The organism is Exiguobacterium acetylicum DSM 20416, assembly GCF_000702605.1.
In the GTDB taxonomy this organism is placed as follows: Bacteria; Bacillota; Bacilli; order Exiguobacteriales; family Exiguobacteriaceae; genus Exiguobacterium_A; species Exiguobacterium_A acetylicum.
Map to the genome: position 1 here is coordinate 632,714 of NZ_JNIR01000001.1, position 16,563 is coordinate 649,276.

Consider the following 16,563-nt stretch of genomic DNA (forward strand, 5'->3'; position numbering starts at 1 on the left):
TCAGGAATGCTTTTCATTTTTCAAAAAATCATTTAACATGAGGAATGGATAATCGTATTGATAGAGGAGGATGGGCGCGTGAGTGAGTTCGAGCAATGGTATCTCGAATATGAATTAAAGGTCAACCGTCCCGGTATACTCGGGGACATTGCTTCGTTGATGGGAATGTTACATATTTCGATCGTGACGATCAATGGTGTTGATCATCAACGACGTGGTATGTTACTGCAAACGAAACAACCGGATCAAATTCCACGACTCGCCGCTATTCTCAAGACGATGTCAACCATTGAGGTCATCAAACTACGAAAACCAAAGCTCCGTGACCGAATTGCGATTCGACACGGTCGTTATATCGATCAAAGTAGTGATGAGCGAAAGACGTTCCGCTTCGTTCGAGAAGACTTAGGGATTCTCGTCGATTTCATGGCAGAACTGTGTAAACAGGATGGTCACTTGTTGATTGGTGTCCGTGGCATGCCGCGAGTCGGGAAGACGGAATCGATCGTCGCAGCAAGCGTCAGTGCGAATAAGAAATGGCTGTTCTTGTCATCGACATTAATCAAACAGACAGTGCGAACATCGTTGTTCGACGACGAGCGGACCGGTGATTATGTCTATATCATCGATGCCTTAGTATCGCAACGAAATTTCGATGAACGGCACTGGCAAATCCTGCGCGAAGTCATGCGACTACCAGCGACAAAAATTGTCGAGCATCCGGATGCGTTCGTCAAATCAAGTGAATATACGTGGGATGATTTTGATTACATCATTGAATTACGCAACACGACTGAAGAAATCATTGTGACTGAACTGCCTCGTTCCCATGGTGGAAATGATTGGTTCAACTTTGAATAAGTATGAAAAATGGAAGGTGTGTTACCGATGACCGAGCTCGGAACCTACTTAAAGGAACAACGGGAGGCACTTGGTGTCTCTCTCGAACAAATTCAAACGACGACGAAGATTCAAAAGCGTTATATCGTCGCGATCGAAGAAGGCAATTACGATCAATTACCGGGTGCATTCTATGCCCGTGCCTTCATCAAGACATATGCTGAAGCACTCGGTCTTGACGTTGATGAAGTCTTTACGACCTACAAGCGTGATCTTCCAGAACCGGAAGCACAGCCGGTCGTCGAACTGTCGCGGCGCGCGACGTATTCGAAATCCAGTGCTCCGAAGAAGAGTGTTGCGAAACGTTGGATTCCGAACATCATCATCATCGTATTGATCTTTGCAATCGGTGCTGCCTTGTATTATGGTCTGCAGACGTTCCTCGACGGTAACGAAGAGGCGAAGACGTCCGCGCCGAAACAAAATGATGTCACGATCGATCAAGGAGACGCACCGAGCAAGGAAACGGATGCGCCTGCGAAGACCGAAGAAGAGCCGAAGGAAGAACCGGCGAAACAAGAAGAAACAAAAGAAGAACCTAAAAAAGAGGCACTTGCTGTGAAGTCGACATCTGGTCAAGATGTCACGTATGAAGTAGCAACGAAGGATACGATGAATGTCTCGATTCAAATCAAGAAAGATGCATCTCCATCGCCATTCGTTGGTGTGCGTGATACATCACTTGAAGGAGAAGCACTTGCGCCAGATCACATCAATGCATCGGATCCAAATCCGATCGTCGTGAAGGACGCGAAGACGGACTTGATCCGGATCCGGATTGGTTCGATTAAAGGAATTGATAAAATCGTCGTCAATGACCAAGAACTGAAACTGAACCGTTCGCTTCTCGTCCAAAATATCTATTTGAAGAAAGTAGACACGCCGTAATCCGGCGTGCCTTCTTTTAGATGACATGGTCATCTACATACGAAATGAAGGAGGAGGGCGTTACATGAACTTACCGAATCAATTGACAGTATTACGCGTTTTATTAATTCCCGTGTTCGTCATCGTACTTGCGATTGATCCGAACTGGGGACAGTGGGATGTGCTGGGAGCTGAACTTCCCGTCTCACACTTCGTTGCAGCTATCATCTTCCTTGTTGCTTCACTGACGGACTGGCTCGATGGGTATATCGCCCGCAAACAAAAACTAGTGACGAACTTTGGAAAATTCATGGATCCACTTGCCGATAAGATGTTAGTTGCAGCTGCTCTTGTCTACTTGGTGGAACTTGGATTCGTCGCAGCATGGATCGTCGTCATCATTCTCTGTCGAGAGTTCGCAGTCACAGGTCTTCGTCTCGTCGCATCTGACGAAGGGATCGTCCTTGCTGCTGGAAACTCTGGCAAAGCCAAAACATGGGTTCAGCTGACATCAATTACGGCATACTTGCTGCACGATATCATCTTTGCGATGTGGAATATTCCGTTCGCAGATATTACGATGTGGCTTGCTTTGATTTTGACGATCTACTCAGGTGTCGAATATTTCGCTAAAAACATTAAGTTAATTACGAAATCCATGTAAGATGGATCAATTTAGACTGTTCGTCATACCGAACAGTCTTTTCTTATACTTCAAGAAGGTGAGGAATCAACATGAAAGCAGAAATCATCGCAGTCGGAAGCGAACTCCTCCTTGGAGAAATCGCGAACACGAATGCACAGTACCTTTCCGAATGGTTAGCGAGTGCCGGAATTGACGTTCATTATCATACAGTCGTCGGTGACAATCATGAGCGGATGCAAGAGACATTCCGTCAGGCACAACAACGGGCAGAACTCCTTGTCATCACAGGTGGTCTCGGACCGACGGAAGACGATTTGACGAAAGAAGTGCTCGCTAATCTCCTCGGACGTGATCTCGTTCTCGATCAAGCGGCGTACGAGCGAATCGAAGGGTTCTTAAAGACACGTCAACGGGAAATGACGATCAATGAACGAAAACAAGCTCTCGTCATCGAAGGAGCGACGGTTTTACGTAATGATGCAGGACTTGCACCCGGTATGTCGGTTCAGACGGAACACCACCAATATATCGTCTTACCTGGTGTGCCACGCGAGATGAAGCAAATCCTCAAAGATCACTTCAGTCATCTGTTCGGTCAAGAAACGATCCGTTCTCGGACGTTACGATTCTTCGGAATCGGGGAATCAGCTTTAAATGACCGTCTGGAAACGTTGATCAAGGAGGCGAAGAATCCATCGGTCGCACCGTATGCGGAGCTCGCTGAAGTCCGGTTACGCCTGACGGCTAAAGCACTCGATCAACAGGAAGCCGATCGTATGCTCGATGAACTCGAACAACACGTCCTTGCTGAAGTCGGCATGTACTTTTATGGATATGGGGAGACGAGTCTGCCGGAAGTCGTCCTAAAACGGTATCAAGAAGCAGGATTGACACTTTCGCTCGCCGAATCACTGACGGGAGGAGCCGCCGCAAGTGGTCTCGTTGATTTCAGCGGTGCGAGTCAAGTATTGCGTGGGAGCGCCGTCGTTTATGATGACGCAGCGAAGCAAGCCGTACTGTCGGTACCAGAAGAGCTTTTAAAAGAACATACGGCAGTCAGTAAAGAGGTGGCGATCGCGATGGCAGAAGGAGCACGAAGCCTTTATCAATCGGACATCGCTGTTGCCTTGACGGGGGAAGCAGGTCCGACGAGCAACAGCGGAAAAACGGTCGGAACGGTCTATTGTGCTATTGCGGACGAACATGGAACACGGATTGTCGAATGGCAATATCCATCGTTCGATCGAGGCATGATTCGCCTGCGCGCCGTCAAGGATACCTATTTCCTTCTACTGAAACATCTCGAAAAAGCACCAGAGTGAGAAAAATGGTCAAAGTGCAAGTATGCGAATAAATGTTCGTAAAATGCTTGTCATTCGGTCTCAAAAGAAGTACAATAATCTCAGTAAGATAATTAAAAGGAGGCCTGCTACGTGAGTGATCGTAAAGCAGCACTTGAGATGGCGTTACGCCAGATAGAGAAACAGTTCGGTAAAGGTTCTATCATGAAACTCGGAGAAAATGCGGATCAGAAGGTATCAGTAATCTCTTCTGGATCGATTACATTAGATATTGCCCTAGGTGCAGGTGGATACCCACGTGGACGGGTCATCGAAGTATACGGACCTGAATCGTCAGGTAAAACGACGGTAGCGCTTCATGCAATCGCAGAAGTTCAAAAACAAGGTGGACAAGCCGCATTCATCGATGCGGAGCATGCGCTTGATCCAGCATATGCAAATAAACTCGGTGTCAACATCGATGAGCTCCTCTTGTCACAACCGGACACTGGGGAACAAGCGCTTGAAATCGCGGAAGCACTCGTTCGTTCTGGTGCGGTCGATATTCTTGTCGTCGACTCTGTTGCGGCACTCGTACCAAAAGCAGAGATCGAAGGCGAGATGGGTGACTCACACGTTGGTCTTCAAGCACGTTTGATGAGCCAAGCGCTTCGTAAATTGTCTGGTGCAACGAATAAATCGAAGACGATTGTCATCTTCATCAACCAAATCCGTGAAAAAATCGGTGTCATGTTCGGTAACCCGGAAACAACTCCAGGTGGTCGTGCACTTAAATTCTACTCGTCTGTTCGTTTAGAAGTACGTCGTGCGGAAGCGTTGAAAAACGGTACGGACGTCGTCGGTAACAAAACAAAGATTAAGGTCGTCAAAAACAAGATTGCACCTCCGTTCAAACAAGCGGAAGTCGACATCATGTATGGTCTCGGAATTTCGAAGGTCGGTGAGTTGATCGATATCGGAACGGATCTTGATATCGTTCAAAAGAGTGGTGCATGGTACTCGTACAACTCTGAACGTCTCGGTCAAGGGCGTGAGAACGCGAAACAATATATGGTCGAGCATCCGGAAGTAGCAGCAGAGGTCGAACGTTTGATTCGTGAACACCACGGTCTCGTCGATCGCGAAGAGCCGGTTGATTTCGAAGCAGAACAACCAGAAGATCTATTTGCTGAATAAACCGTTTCAGAGAGGATTCGCATGCGAATCCTCTCTTTTTTAGTGTAAAAGAGGAAAACAGTGGAATTCTTTCCCGTCCGTTCGTTGACAATGAACGAGTGCTATCCTTACAATATAGATGTACGTTTTTTAGGCAGCTTCGATGAAATACCGAAATGAACTAAGAAACACCTTGCAAAGGGGAGGTGAACCCATGAGTACACTGACTTGGATTGTCATACTTCTCCTCACTTTGCTGATCGCATTCATCGTAGGCTACTTCTTGCGGAAATCGATTGCAGAAGCGAAGATTCAAGGCGCAGAAACGGAAGCGAATAAAATCGTCGAACGTGCGCGCGAATCGGCTGAGGCAACGAAAAAAGAAGCAGTACTCGAAGCGAAAGATGAAGCATTCAAACTTCGTAACGAAGTGGAAAAAGAATTGCGTGAACGTCGCCAAGAGCTAGCGAAACAAGAAGCCCGGTTGCTCCAGAAAGAAGAGACACTCGATCGCCGTGTTGATGCCATCGACCGTAAGGAAGATCAAATCAATACACGTGATGCAGAGATCGCGAAACGGAAGCATCAAGCTGAAGAACTAGAGCGCAAAGTAGAGGACCTGTATGAACAGGGACGTCAAGAGCTTGTCCGCGTCGCGAATTTATCGCAAGACGAGGCAAGAACGATCATCATGGATGAGACGAAACAGGCTGCTTTACATGACGCAGCCATTCTTCAAAAAGAAATCGAACAAAAAGCAAAAGAAGAAGCCGACAAGAAAGCACGTAACATCTTGTCACTTGCGATTCAACGGTTCGCCGCTGAACATATCGCAGAGACGACTGTATCGGTCGTCAACTTGCCGAACGATGAGATGAAAGGTCGGATCATCGGACGGGAAGGCCGCAACATCCGTACGCTCGAGACCTTGACTGGAATCGACTTGATCATCGATGATACGCCGGAAGCCGTCATTTTGTCTGGTTTTGACCCAATTCGTCGCGAAGTCGCTAAAATGGCGCTCGAGAAATTGGTTCAGGATGGTCGTGTTCACCCGGCCCGTATTGAAGAGATGGTCGACAAATCCCGTCGTGAAGTCGACGAGCGAATTCGAGAAATCGGGGAAGAAGCGACGTATGATGTCGGAATCCACGGCATTCATCCGGACCTTGTCAAAATTCTCGGTCGCTTGAAGTACCGTACGAGTTACGGACAAAACGTCCTGTATCACTCGCTTGAGGTTGCCCATCTTGCAGGTATGATGGCAGCTGAACTTGGGGAAGATGTCACGCTTGCGAAGCGTGCGGGTCTTCTGCATGATATCGGGAAAGCGATCGACCACGAAGTCGAAGGCAGTCACGTTGAGATCGGTGTCGAGCTCGGTACGAAGTACAAAGAGCATCCAACCGTCATCAACGCGATCGCATCCCACCACGGGGATACGGAAGCGACATCTGTCATTTCCGTCTTGGTCGCAGCCGCAGATGCATTATCTGCTGCTCGTCCGGGTGCACGTCAAGAGACACTCGAAAGTTATATTCGCCGTCTCGAACGCCTCGAGGAAATCTCGGAATCGTTCGACGGTGTCGAAAAATCATTTGCGATCCAAGCGGGTCGTGAAGTTCGTATCATCGTTCGACCTGACGTCGTCGATGATGTACTGGCTCACAAGATGGCGAGTGACATCCGGAAAAAAATCGAAGAAGAACTCGATTATCCGGGACACATCAAAGTCACGGTCATTCGGGAAACACGAGCAGTCGAATACGCGAAATAAGTGGAGTGGCGGGCGACCGCCACTTTTTTTAATGAACGGAGGAACAGCAATGAAGATTTTATTCATCGGAGATGTCGTCGGTGCACCTGGTCGACATATCCTACAACAATTCACAGCACGCTTGAAAGCGAAGTACAACCCGAACGTCATGCTCGTCAACGGCGAAAACGCAGCACACGGACGCGGTATCACGAAGTCAATCTATCATCAATTCCTAGAACTCGGATTCCACGGAATCACGATGGGGAATCACACGTTTGATAACCGCGACATCTTTGACTGGATCGACGACGCGGATCGAATCGTCCGTCCGGCGAACTATCCGGAAGGCACACCAGGTCGTGGAATGATGATCGTCAAGGCAGGTAATAAAAAGATTGCCGTCATCAACGTCCAAGGAACGGTCTTCTTACCACCACTCGGTGACCCGTTCCGTACCGTCGATGCACTGCTTGCGGAAGTCGAAGGAAAAGTCGATGCCATCTTCGTTGATGTCCACGCGGAAGCAACAAGTGAGAAAATCGCGATGGGCTATCACCTCGACGGTCGAGTTCAAGCTGTCGTCGGCACACATACGCACGTCCAGACAGCAGATGAGCGTGTCCTTGACGGAGGAACGGCTTACATCACGGATGTCGGGATGACAGGTCCACTAAACGGTGTGCTTGGGATGCGTCAGGAAGATGTCCTACGAAAATTCAAGACACAGCTCCCAACACGGTTTGAAGTTGCCGAAGGACGGGAACAACTTAATGGAGTCTTGATTCATATCGATGACACAACAAAAAAAGCAACGAAGATTGAACGGATTCATCTGACGGATCAGTCAGTATTCTTCGACTGATTGCCATTTCTGGATGGGGAGGTACACGCATGGACGTCCTGAAAGTATCAGCTAAGTCGAATCCAAACGCGGTAGCAGGTGCACTCGCGGGTGTCATTCGAGAGAGAGGTTCCGTCGAGATTCAGGCCATTGGTGCGGGAGCGCTCAATCAGTCTGTCAAAGCCGTCGCCATCGCACGTGGATTCGTGGCTCCTTCTGGCATCGACTTGATTTGTATCCCAGCCTTCACAGACATTTTGATTGATGGAGAAGAGAGAACCGCCATCAAACTCATCGTTGAACCACGATGACGAATTGGACATAGGTCCTATTTGCAAGTAGACCATTTACTCGACTGGAGTAGATGGTCTTTTTGCTGCGCCTGCGAAATTTTCTCACCTTTCCACCGAGGGAGCATTGTACTACTTCCGGTAAATCGGTATCATGAGGGAGGATAGAGAGAACTATCATTTCAGGGGACAGAGAAGGAGCGAACGTCGATGTATAATCAGTTATCATGGAAAGTTGGCGGTCAGCAGGGAGAAGGGATCGAATCAACAGGCGAAATCTTTGCAATTGCCTTGAATCGACTCGGCTATTACCTGTACGGCTACCGTCACTTTTCGTCACGTATCAAGGGAGGGCACACGAACAATAAGATTCGTGTCGCGACACAGGAAGTCCGGACGATTTCCGATGATCTCGATATTTTGGTCGCGTTCGATCAAGAGACGATCGATGTTAACTTCCATGAATTGCGTCAAGGTGCCATCATCATCGCGGATGCGAAATTCAATCCGACGAATCCAGACGAAGCACGCGCTTCCTTGTATGCGATTCCATTTACGGAGATTGCAGCAGATCTCGGTACGGCCTTGATGAAGAACATGGTCGCGATCGGTGCATCGAGTGCGATTCTCGGGATTGCACCGGAGCGTTTCCAAGCCGTCGTCGAGCAGATCTTCGGACGAAAAGGACCAGACATGGTCGAGAAAAACTTAGCAGCGATCCGTGAAGGTGCAGCAGCATTTGAAGCACTCGCAGGAGATGGTGAGCGATTCGTCTTAGATCCAGCAGACGGAAAACAACGGATGTTCATGATCGGAAACGATGCGATCGCCCTTGGTGCGATTGCTGGTGGAGCACGCCTGATGGCGGCTTACCCGATCACACCATCATCTGAAATCATGGAATACTTAATCAAGAAATTACCGCAGTTCGGCGGAACGGTCGTCCAGACGGAAGACGAGCTGGCAGCAGTCACGATGGCGATCGGGGCGAACTACGCAGGTGTCCGTGCTTTGACGGCGTCAGCTGGTCCAGGATTGTCATTAATGGCGGAAGCGATCGGTTTATCCGGGATGACGGAAACACCGCTCGTGATCGTCGATACACAACGGGGTGGTCCGTCAACAGGTCTACCGACGAAACAGGAACAGTCGGACTTGATGGCGATGATCTACAGCACGCATGGTGAGATTCCAAAGGTCGTTTTGGCACCGTCAACGGTTGAGGAAGCGTTCTACGATGCAGCAGAGGCATTCAATATTGCAGAGGAGTATCAGTGTCCGGTCATTCTATTGACGGATTTGATGCTGTCGCTCGGAAAACAATCGGTCGAGCCACCAGATATGTCACGCGTTGAGATCCGTCGCGGAAAGTTGATTCAAGAAGATTTACCAGAACTTGAAGGAAAAGCGTACTTCAAACGCTACGAAGTGACGGAAGATGGGATCAGCCCACGCGTCATTCCAGGCGTCAAGCACGGGATTCATCACGTAACGGGTGTTGAGCACAATGAGGAAGGGCGTCCGTCGGAAGCGACGAAGAACCGGGTCGATCAGATGACGAAGCGACTCCGTAAGCTGAACACGTTCCGCTTACAGGATGCCGTTCTCGTAACAGAGCATCATGCAGAACCGGATATCTTATTCGTCGGTTTCAACTCGACGCGTGGAACGATCGAAGAAATCATGCCACGACTCGAAGCACAAGGATTAAAAGTCGATCACTTGCATATCCGTCAAGTCCATCCGTTCCCAAGTGAACTCGTCACGCCGCACTTAGAGCGGGCAAAAAGAGTCATCGTCGTCGAGTACAACGCAACGGGACAACTGGCGAAACTGATCCAGATGAACTGTGGACATGCATCGAAGATCGAGCATATCCTGAAATTCAATGGCGATCCGTTCTACCCGGCAGAGGTCGTCGAGCAGGTCGTAGGAGGGGTATATCATGGCAACCTTTAAAGATTTTAGAAATGATGTCAAACCAAACTGGTGTCCAGGGTGCGGAGACTTCTCGATTCAAGCAGCGATTCAGCGTGCTGTCGCAAACGTCGGGCTCGAACCAGAAGAGTTGGCATTGATTTCCGGGATTGGCTGTTCTGGTCGAATTTCCGGTTATATCAATACGTATGGCTTCCACGGTGTTCATGGACGGTCCTTGCCGATCGCTCAAGGTGTGAAGATGGCGAACCGCGAATTGACGGTCATCGCATCTGGTGGCGACGGTGATGGATTTGCAATCGGCATGGGACATACGATTCATGCGTTCAAGCGAAATGTCGACATGACGTATATCGTCATGGACAATCAGATTTACGGCTTGACGAAAGGGCAGACGTCACCTACTTCTGCACCTGGATTCAAGACGAAATCGACTCCAAAAGGGTCGATCGAAAAGAGTGTTTCACCCGTTGAACTCGCCTTGACGGCTGGCGCGACGTTTGTTGCCCAAAGCTTCTCGAATGATTTGAAGGGCTTGACGCAATTGATTGAACAGGCGACGGCACATAAAGGGTTTGCCTTCATCAATGTCTTCAGTCCATGTGTCACGTTCAACAAGGTCAATACGTACGATTGGTTCAAACAGAACTTGACGAAGTTGTCTGATATCGAAGGATATGATCCATCAAACTTAGATCTTGCAAAACAAACGGTTCATGCACATGACGGACTCGTCATGGGACTGATCTATCAGGATGAGACACGTCCTGATTACCAGTCACAAATCGATGGGTATCAAGAGTCGGGTCTTGCGTATGCGGATCTTGAGCTGAACGAAGAAACATTCGGTAAACTAGCGGCAGAATTCATGTAAGATAGAGGAAAGATGTGTTTGGTTTTTTGGGGATGCTAAACATTTGGGAGCTCGCAACATATAAATAAACGCGAACTTCCGCGAAGGAGTCGGGGAAAGATGACGAAATTAGTAACGACGGTAGAAGAGACGACAACGACGAAAACGATGCGTGCGCTTGTCAAAGAAGAGCGCGGGTTCGGTGCGGCACTCAAAGAAGTACCGGTACCCGTACCGAGTCGTGGAGAAGTCTTGATTCGAGTCGAGGCAACATCGATCTGTGGGACGGATGTGCATATCTATGAGTGGGACGCGTGGGCAGCTTCACGTGTCAATCCACCGTATGTCTTCGGTCATGAGTTCTCAGGCGAAGTCGTTGAGCTCGGAGAAGGCACGAAACGCTTGAAACTCGGTGACCGTGTCTCGGCTGAGACGCATATCGTCTGTCATCAATGTAAACAATGTCTACGTGGGCAATACCATATCTGTAAGAACACGAAGATCATCGGTGTCGATACACAAGGTTGTTTTGCGGAATACGTCGTCATGCCGGAAGAAAACCTCTGGGTCAACCCGGAAGACATGCCAGCAGGGATCGCCTCGATCCAAGAGCCGATGGGTAATGCCGTCCATACCGTTCTTGCGAGTGATGTCAGTGCCAAAACGGTCGCAATCGTCGGTTGTGGTCCGATTGGTCTGATGGCGGTCTCGGTCGCTAAAGCAGCTGGTGCGGCGGAAGTCGTTGCGATCGACGTCAATCCGTATCGTCTCGAGCTCGCGCGGACGATGGGGGCGGATGTCGTCATCGATTCACGTCATGACGATGTCTTAGAGCGAATTGAACGTATGACGGACGGCGACGGGATTGATGTCGTCTGTGAGATGAGTGGTCATCCTGTTGCGATTCGTCAAGCGTTCGAGATGGTGACAGCAGGTGGAGACGTCAATATCCTTAGTCTGCCGGTCAAACCGGTCGAAATCGATTTGACGAACCACGTCGTCTTCAAAGGCGTCCGGGTTCAAGGCATCACCGGTCGGAAGATGTATGAGACATGGAGTCAAGTTTCTGCTTTCTTGTCGAGCGGAAAAGTTGATGTCCGCCCGTTGATCACACACACATTGCCGCTTGAGCGGTTCGAAGAAGGATTTGAATTGATGCGTCAAGGGAAATGCGGAAAAGTCGTATTACAACCAAGGGGGACGAATTAATGGGATTTGAACACTTACGGACAGAACTAGAAGAGATGAAACAGGCGGGCACGTTCCGCAACCTCGTAGCACTCGAAAGCGCACAACATAACCGCGTGACGATCGACGGTAAGGAATTGATTCAACTGTCGTCGAACAACTACCTCGGACTCGCGGCGCATCCACGTCTCGCTGAACAAGCAGCGGAAGCAGCGCGCACGTTCGGTGCCGGAACGGGATCAGTTCGGACGATTGCTGGAACACTCGAGATGCACCAAGCATTCGAACGAGAACTCGCGACATTCAAGCATACGGAAGCGGCACTCGTCTTCCAGTCTGGATTCGCCACGAATCTTGGTGTCTTATCGGCACTGCTCGGTCCGGAAGACGTCGTCATCTCGGATGAGTTGAACCACGCTTCGATCATCGATGGAATTCGTCTGACGAAAGCGAAACGCCGGATCTATAAACACGTCGACTTGGCGGATCTTGAGGCGGCATTACAAGAAACACAAGACGCGCGGACACGCCTTATCGTCACGGACGGTGTCTTCTCGATGGACGGAAACATCGCGCCACTCCCTGAGATCGTTGAATTAGCAGAACGCTATGACGCACTCGTCATGGTCGATGATGCCCATGCATCAGGTGTGCTTGGGAAAGCGGGACGCGGTACAGTCAATCACTTCGGTCTTGACGGACGTGTTGCTCTGCAAGTCGGTACACTCTCAAAAGCCATCGGCGTCCTTGGCGGATACGTCGCATGTGAACAGCACGTCAAAGATTACCTGATTCATAAAGGACGTCCGTTCTTGTTCTCGACATCACATCCACCAGCAGTCGTCGAAGCGAACCGGGAAGCGCTCCGCGTCATGGAAGAAGAAACGCAACTCTTTGATCGTCTGTGGGAAAACACGGAATTCTTTAAACAAGGACTCCGTGATCTCGGATTTGACATCGGCACGTCGACGACGCCAATCACACCGGTCATCGTCGGGGATGAAGCACGTTGCCACGAGTTGTCGGACCGCTTACGTCAAGAAGGTGTCTTTGCTCAAGGCATCGCCTTCCCGACGGTTGCAAAAGGAAAAGCACGTGTCCGGACGATCGTGACGGCTGAACATACACGCGAAGACTTGACGACGGCGCTTGCAGCTTTCGAAAAAGTCGGTCGTGAATTAAACTTGATCGGTTGATATCGATCACGGACGAACCAGGTCCGCATACTTTCAGGCAGTGGGTCGATGACCCACTGCCTGAAGTGCGTCATGACGAAAGAATCAAAGTCGACCGTTTTTACTTTTGCGAGATAGGGAATAACAGATGAGGAAAGGATGTGACCTGATGAGTACGAAGAAGAAAGGAATTTTGCTCTCATTTTTGATGCTGACGCTGCTCCTTGGGGGTTGTATTCGCATCCAATATGATGCGACGATCCATACCGATCAGAGTGTTACCTTAAAGACGACATATGCCGCAAAGGAACACCCAGTGGCGCGTTTACTGAATCTAAATCCGAATTGGAATAGTTATGTCAAACAGGCAGAAAAGAACGGCTATGCAGCGAAGACGTTCAAGACGAAGGATGACTATGAAGGGATCCGGATGCAGAAGACATTCGCGAACTTCAAGGATATGACGTCGATCAAGGACGAATGGAAGACAGGTATCGGTGGGATTCTGATTCCACCCGATACGAAGTTCGACATGAAAAAATCGGACGGTTTTTGGTTTGATACGTATCGACTTGATACGAACATCGATCTCAGTATCGATCGTTTGAATATCAAAGGCTATCAACCGACAGGACAGGTCAAGAAACTCGCCGATCGGTATATCCGTCAAGCCGATATCGAGATCAAGCTCCACGGTCCGAAAGTGATCGGTCTCCAAAATGGTGAAAAGATCGACTGGTCGAATTACCATGATGTGTCATGGAAATTATACGGAACGAAAGCCAACCAGCTACAGTTGATTGCCTATGTACCGAATCCGACAGGCTGGATCATTACCGGTATCGTACTATTGATTGGTGTCGGATTATTCCTCTACTGGGTCTTTCATCGTGTCCGTAAACTACGTCGTCAACAGCTGAAGACGATTAGTATCTCACTTCTCGTCTGTTTGATCGTCGGGGGAGGGGCGTGGTGGCTATTTGCGGAAGATACGTCGAGTGCCCCACCGCCGACGCGACAGATTGTCACACAAGGAAAGAGTGAAATCGTGCCGACGTTCCTCGTCCATGGGTTGTTTGGGACGGAGCGGACGTTCGTTCCGATGATTCAAAACTTCACGAATAAAAAAGTGGCCGATGACGGAGGACGATGTGACGTGACACGCTCCGGGAAAGCGACCTGTAGCGTCAACCCCTCACCGACCGGCTACCCGCTTGTCCGAATCGTTTTTTGCGGACGATGAGGCAAGCCTTGCCGATCAACAAAAGTGGTTGAATGCGGCAATTGCCGCGTATGAAGCGAAACAAAAAGCGACCTTTGCCGATATCCAGCTCGTTGGGCACAGTATGGGTGGTGTTGATGTCGTCGCCTACACGGTTCAAGAAGAGATGCCGTATCACGTCCGAAAAGTCGTGACGCTCGACTCACCGATCGCCGGCTCCGATTACGCGAAACTCGGCTTGACGCTTGCACCGCTCGGTACGAATACGAACAGTCCCGCGATCCGCGATCTGGCGAAAGGTTCTCCAGCGATGAACAATCTGACCCAGCGGCTCGAGACGTGGCCACGTGATGTACTCGTCTATTCGTTTGGTGCCAAAGGGGGCGACTTCAATCTGATTTCGCTGAAGAGTTCATTTGCACTCGAGAACTATACGGATAACATCCAAACAAAATCGTATAAATATGATCATTTCACGATTCATCGCCGGGAGCCCGTCTTCCGCGAAATCCGCAATTTCCTGTTTAAAGAAAACCGGGTCACGGAGGAGGAATCATCATGAAACACGTCGTCATCGTCGGCGGAGGAATTGCCGGTCTAACGGCTGCTGCATTGATCGCACAAGAAGGGCATACGGTCACCGTCCTTGAGGGGAGCCGTGAATGGGGAGGGTCAGCCGGGAAGTTTACACGCCGGGATCTGACATATCCAGTTGGAGCGACCCTTGGGATGGGATTTGAGGCTGGCGGCATTCATGCCCGTGTGCTCGATCATCTTGGAGTCAGGCATCAGGTCGAGTCACTCGACGTCGTCATGACGATTCGCATCGAAGGACGGACGATTCATTATTATCGGGATCGCGATGCCTTTCTAATCGAATTGACATCACATTTTCCGGAGCAGGCATCGTCGATTCGTGCTTTCTTTGCTGAAATCGAGCAGATTCATGAGGCGATTCGTCCACTGATGGCAGAACTGCCGGCGTTGCCACTTCAAGATCCAGCAGACGTCAGGCGGTTAGTCCGTCACGCGAAAAGTGTTGTCCTCTTACCGTATTTTCCGATGACGATTGGTCATCTGTTACGCAAACATCGATTAGCGGATACGTTGTTCGCACAAGTGATCGACGGGATCTTACTCGACAGCATGCAGACAGGGCAGGAAGCATCTGCTTTATTAGGGGCTGTCGCCTTATCGATTTATCATGACGGTGCCTATTATGTTCCGGGCGGCTTGTACCGGCTAGCCGAACAATTGAAAGAAACAGCTGAGGCGAACGGGGCAATCTGTCTGCTTGGACGAAAAGTCACGTCGATTCGCAAGACGCCGGATGGTTTTTTGATCGAGGATCGGCGAGGACGTTTGACGCTTGCCGATGCTGTCATCTGCGCCGTTCCGCTTGAAGGTATCCGGGAAGTCGTCAGCGCGGATATGCGACGAACGTTACGACGAACGTACCGACGACAAGAAAAGCTACAGCAATGGGCGACTTTTACGTATTATGCGGCGATTCCGGAGTCGATCATTTTGTCTGACGAAGCGTTCCGGCAAGTTCATGATTCGTCCTTACCTTCAGGTCATGCCTTCATCTCCCTCTCCCGTCCGGAGGACCGGTTACGTGCACCAGTTGGTCAGCGGACGCTGACGATGTCATGCCATGTTCCAATCGGTACGTTTGATAAGACGGACCGGAAGCGCTACGACGAACAGGTCGAGACGATGTCGGCGATCTTCGAAGCTATTCTTGAACAACAGTTTCCCGGCTTCGGTCAAAAGGCGATCGAACGCCATCCGGGTGGACCCGGTGCGTGGGTCCGCTATACGTTTCGACCAGATGGCGGAGTCGGGGGATATCCGCAACGTCCAAGTACGAGTCTCTTGTTCGCAGCACCGTTTCGAACGGGCGTCGATCACTTCTTTGCGATTGGGGACACGATCTTTCCAGGTGCCGGGACGATCGGTGCCACGACGTCCGCAATTCATGTTGCCCGACAGTTTGATGTCAGATTATGAGAAATCGTCGTAAAATGATGAAAGAAGCGACGCATCTGTCGCTTTTTTCACATTTGAGGATTATGATGAAGAAGAGTCGGGAACATGATATCCATGAACAGAAAGAGAGAAGGAGTGAAAAACCATGGAGACATTCGAGCAAAAATGTCAGTCGTTCATTCAGGAACGACGACCTGAAGTCGGTCCGATTCAATTCGAGTCGGCACGTACGTTTCTCAATGCACGCGGTTTAAGTGTCTACGAACGGATTTATCAAGGGAAAGAAGAAGTCCGATTAGCGTTCGTCGAGCAGACGAATGGTCAACAACTCGTTTCATTAATGGAAAATACATTCGGCAACGGACTAGTCTATTTTGTCTCAACGGCAACCGCGACATGGGATGGCGACCGTTTTGGTGAATACACGTTTTAAGTA

Annotated in this window: 14 protein-coding genes and 1 pseudogene; all 15 read left to right on the top strand. The window is 49.7% G+C overall.

Going from position 1 to position 16,563, the window contains the following annotated elements:
- The first annotated feature begins 78 nt into the window (after nt 1-78).
- The 15 genes and pseudogenes from P401_RS0103250 (at nt 79) to P401_RS0103320 (ending at nt 16,560) form a co-directional block, all read left to right on the top strand.
- Entirely contained in the window at nt 79-861 is a 783-nt protein-coding gene (locus tag P401_RS0103250; protein WP_023467698.1) for a DUF3388 domain-containing protein, read from the top strand.
- Between the two features lie 27 nt (nt 862-888).
- Entirely contained in the window at nt 889-1,788 is a 900-nt protein-coding gene (locus P401_RS0103255; protein WP_029341195.1) for a helix-turn-helix domain-containing protein, read from the top strand.
- 64 nt (nt 1,789-1,852) lie between these two features.
- Nucleotides 1,853-2,431, top strand: a complete 579-nt coding sequence (gene pgsA / locus P401_RS0103260) for a CDP-diacylglycerol--glycerol-3-phosphate 3-phosphatidyltransferase (protein WP_029341196.1) — start codon at nt 1,853-1,855, stop codon at nt 2,429-2,431.
- A gap of 71 nt (nt 2,432-2,502) precedes the next feature.
- Nucleotides 2,503-3,735: a competence/damage-inducible protein A gene (locus P401_RS0103265; protein WP_029341197.1), complete on the top strand. Its 1,233-nt coding sequence runs from the start codon at nt 2,503-2,505 to the stop codon at nt 3,733-3,735.
- 111 nt (nt 3,736-3,846) lie between these two features.
- Nucleotides 3,847-4,890: a recombinase RecA gene (gene recA / locus P401_RS0103270; protein ID WP_023467702.1), complete on the top strand. Its 1,044-nt coding sequence runs from the start codon at nt 3,847-3,849 to the stop codon at nt 4,888-4,890.
- A 193-nt stretch (nt 4,891-5,083) separates the two neighbouring features.
- Nucleotides 5,084-6,646 (top strand): ribonuclease Y, encoded by a 1,563-nt coding sequence (gene rny / locus P401_RS0103275; protein WP_029341198.1) that lies wholly within the window; start codon nt 5,084-5,086, stop codon nt 6,644-6,646.
- A 49-nt stretch (nt 6,647-6,695) separates the two neighbouring features.
- Nucleotides 6,696-7,490: a TIGR00282 family metallophosphoesterase gene (locus P401_RS0103280; protein WP_029341199.1), complete on the top strand. Its 795-nt coding sequence runs from the start codon at nt 6,696-6,698 to the stop codon at nt 7,488-7,490.
- Between the two features lie 29 nt (nt 7,491-7,519).
- Complete coding sequence (locus P401_RS0103285) at nt 7,520-7,780, top strand: stage V sporulation protein S (RefSeq protein WP_029341200.1); 261 nt, start codon at nt 7,520-7,522, stop codon at nt 7,778-7,780.
- 189 nt (nt 7,781-7,969) lie between these two features.
- Complete coding sequence (locus P401_RS0103290; protein WP_029341201.1) at nt 7,970-9,718, top strand: 2-oxoacid:acceptor oxidoreductase subunit alpha; 1,749 nt, start codon at nt 7,970-7,972, stop codon at nt 9,716-9,718.
- Complete coding sequence (locus P401_RS0103295; protein ID WP_023467707.1) at nt 9,705-10,571, top strand: 2-oxoacid:ferredoxin oxidoreductase subunit beta; 867 nt, start codon at nt 9,705-9,707, stop codon at nt 10,569-10,571. The genes P401_RS0103290 and P401_RS0103295 overlap by 14 nt, the downstream gene beginning before the upstream one ends.
- A 99-nt stretch (nt 10,572-10,670) precedes the next feature.
- Nucleotides 10,671-11,759, top strand: coding sequence for an L-threonine 3-dehydrogenase (gene tdh, locus P401_RS0103300; protein ID WP_023467708.1), 1,089 nt, complete (start codon nt 10,671-10,673; stop codon nt 11,757-11,759).
- A complete protein-coding gene (locus P401_RS0103305; protein WP_029341202.1) occupies nt 11,759-12,934 on the top strand; it encodes a glycine C-acetyltransferase in 1,176 nt (391 codons plus the stop codon). The genes tdh and P401_RS0103305 overlap by 1 nt, the downstream gene beginning before the upstream one ends.
- A gap of 145 nt (nt 12,935-13,079) precedes the next feature.
- Nucleotides 13,080-14,697, top strand: a pseudogene (locus tag P401_RS17485) (alpha/beta hydrolase).
- On the top strand, nt 14,694-16,148 hold the full coding sequence (locus tag P401_RS0103315) for a phytoene desaturase family protein (protein ID WP_051656226.1): 1,455 nt from the start codon (nt 14,694-14,696) through the stop codon (nt 16,146-16,148). The pseudogene P401_RS17485 and the gene P401_RS0103315 overlap by 4 nt, the downstream one beginning before the upstream one ends.
- Nucleotides 16,149-16,272: 124 nt before the next feature.
- A complete protein-coding gene (locus P401_RS0103320; protein WP_029341204.1) occupies nt 16,273-16,560 on the top strand; it encodes a hypothetical protein in 288 nt (95 codons plus the stop codon).
- The last annotated feature ends 3 nt before the right edge of the window (nt 16,561-16,563 follow it).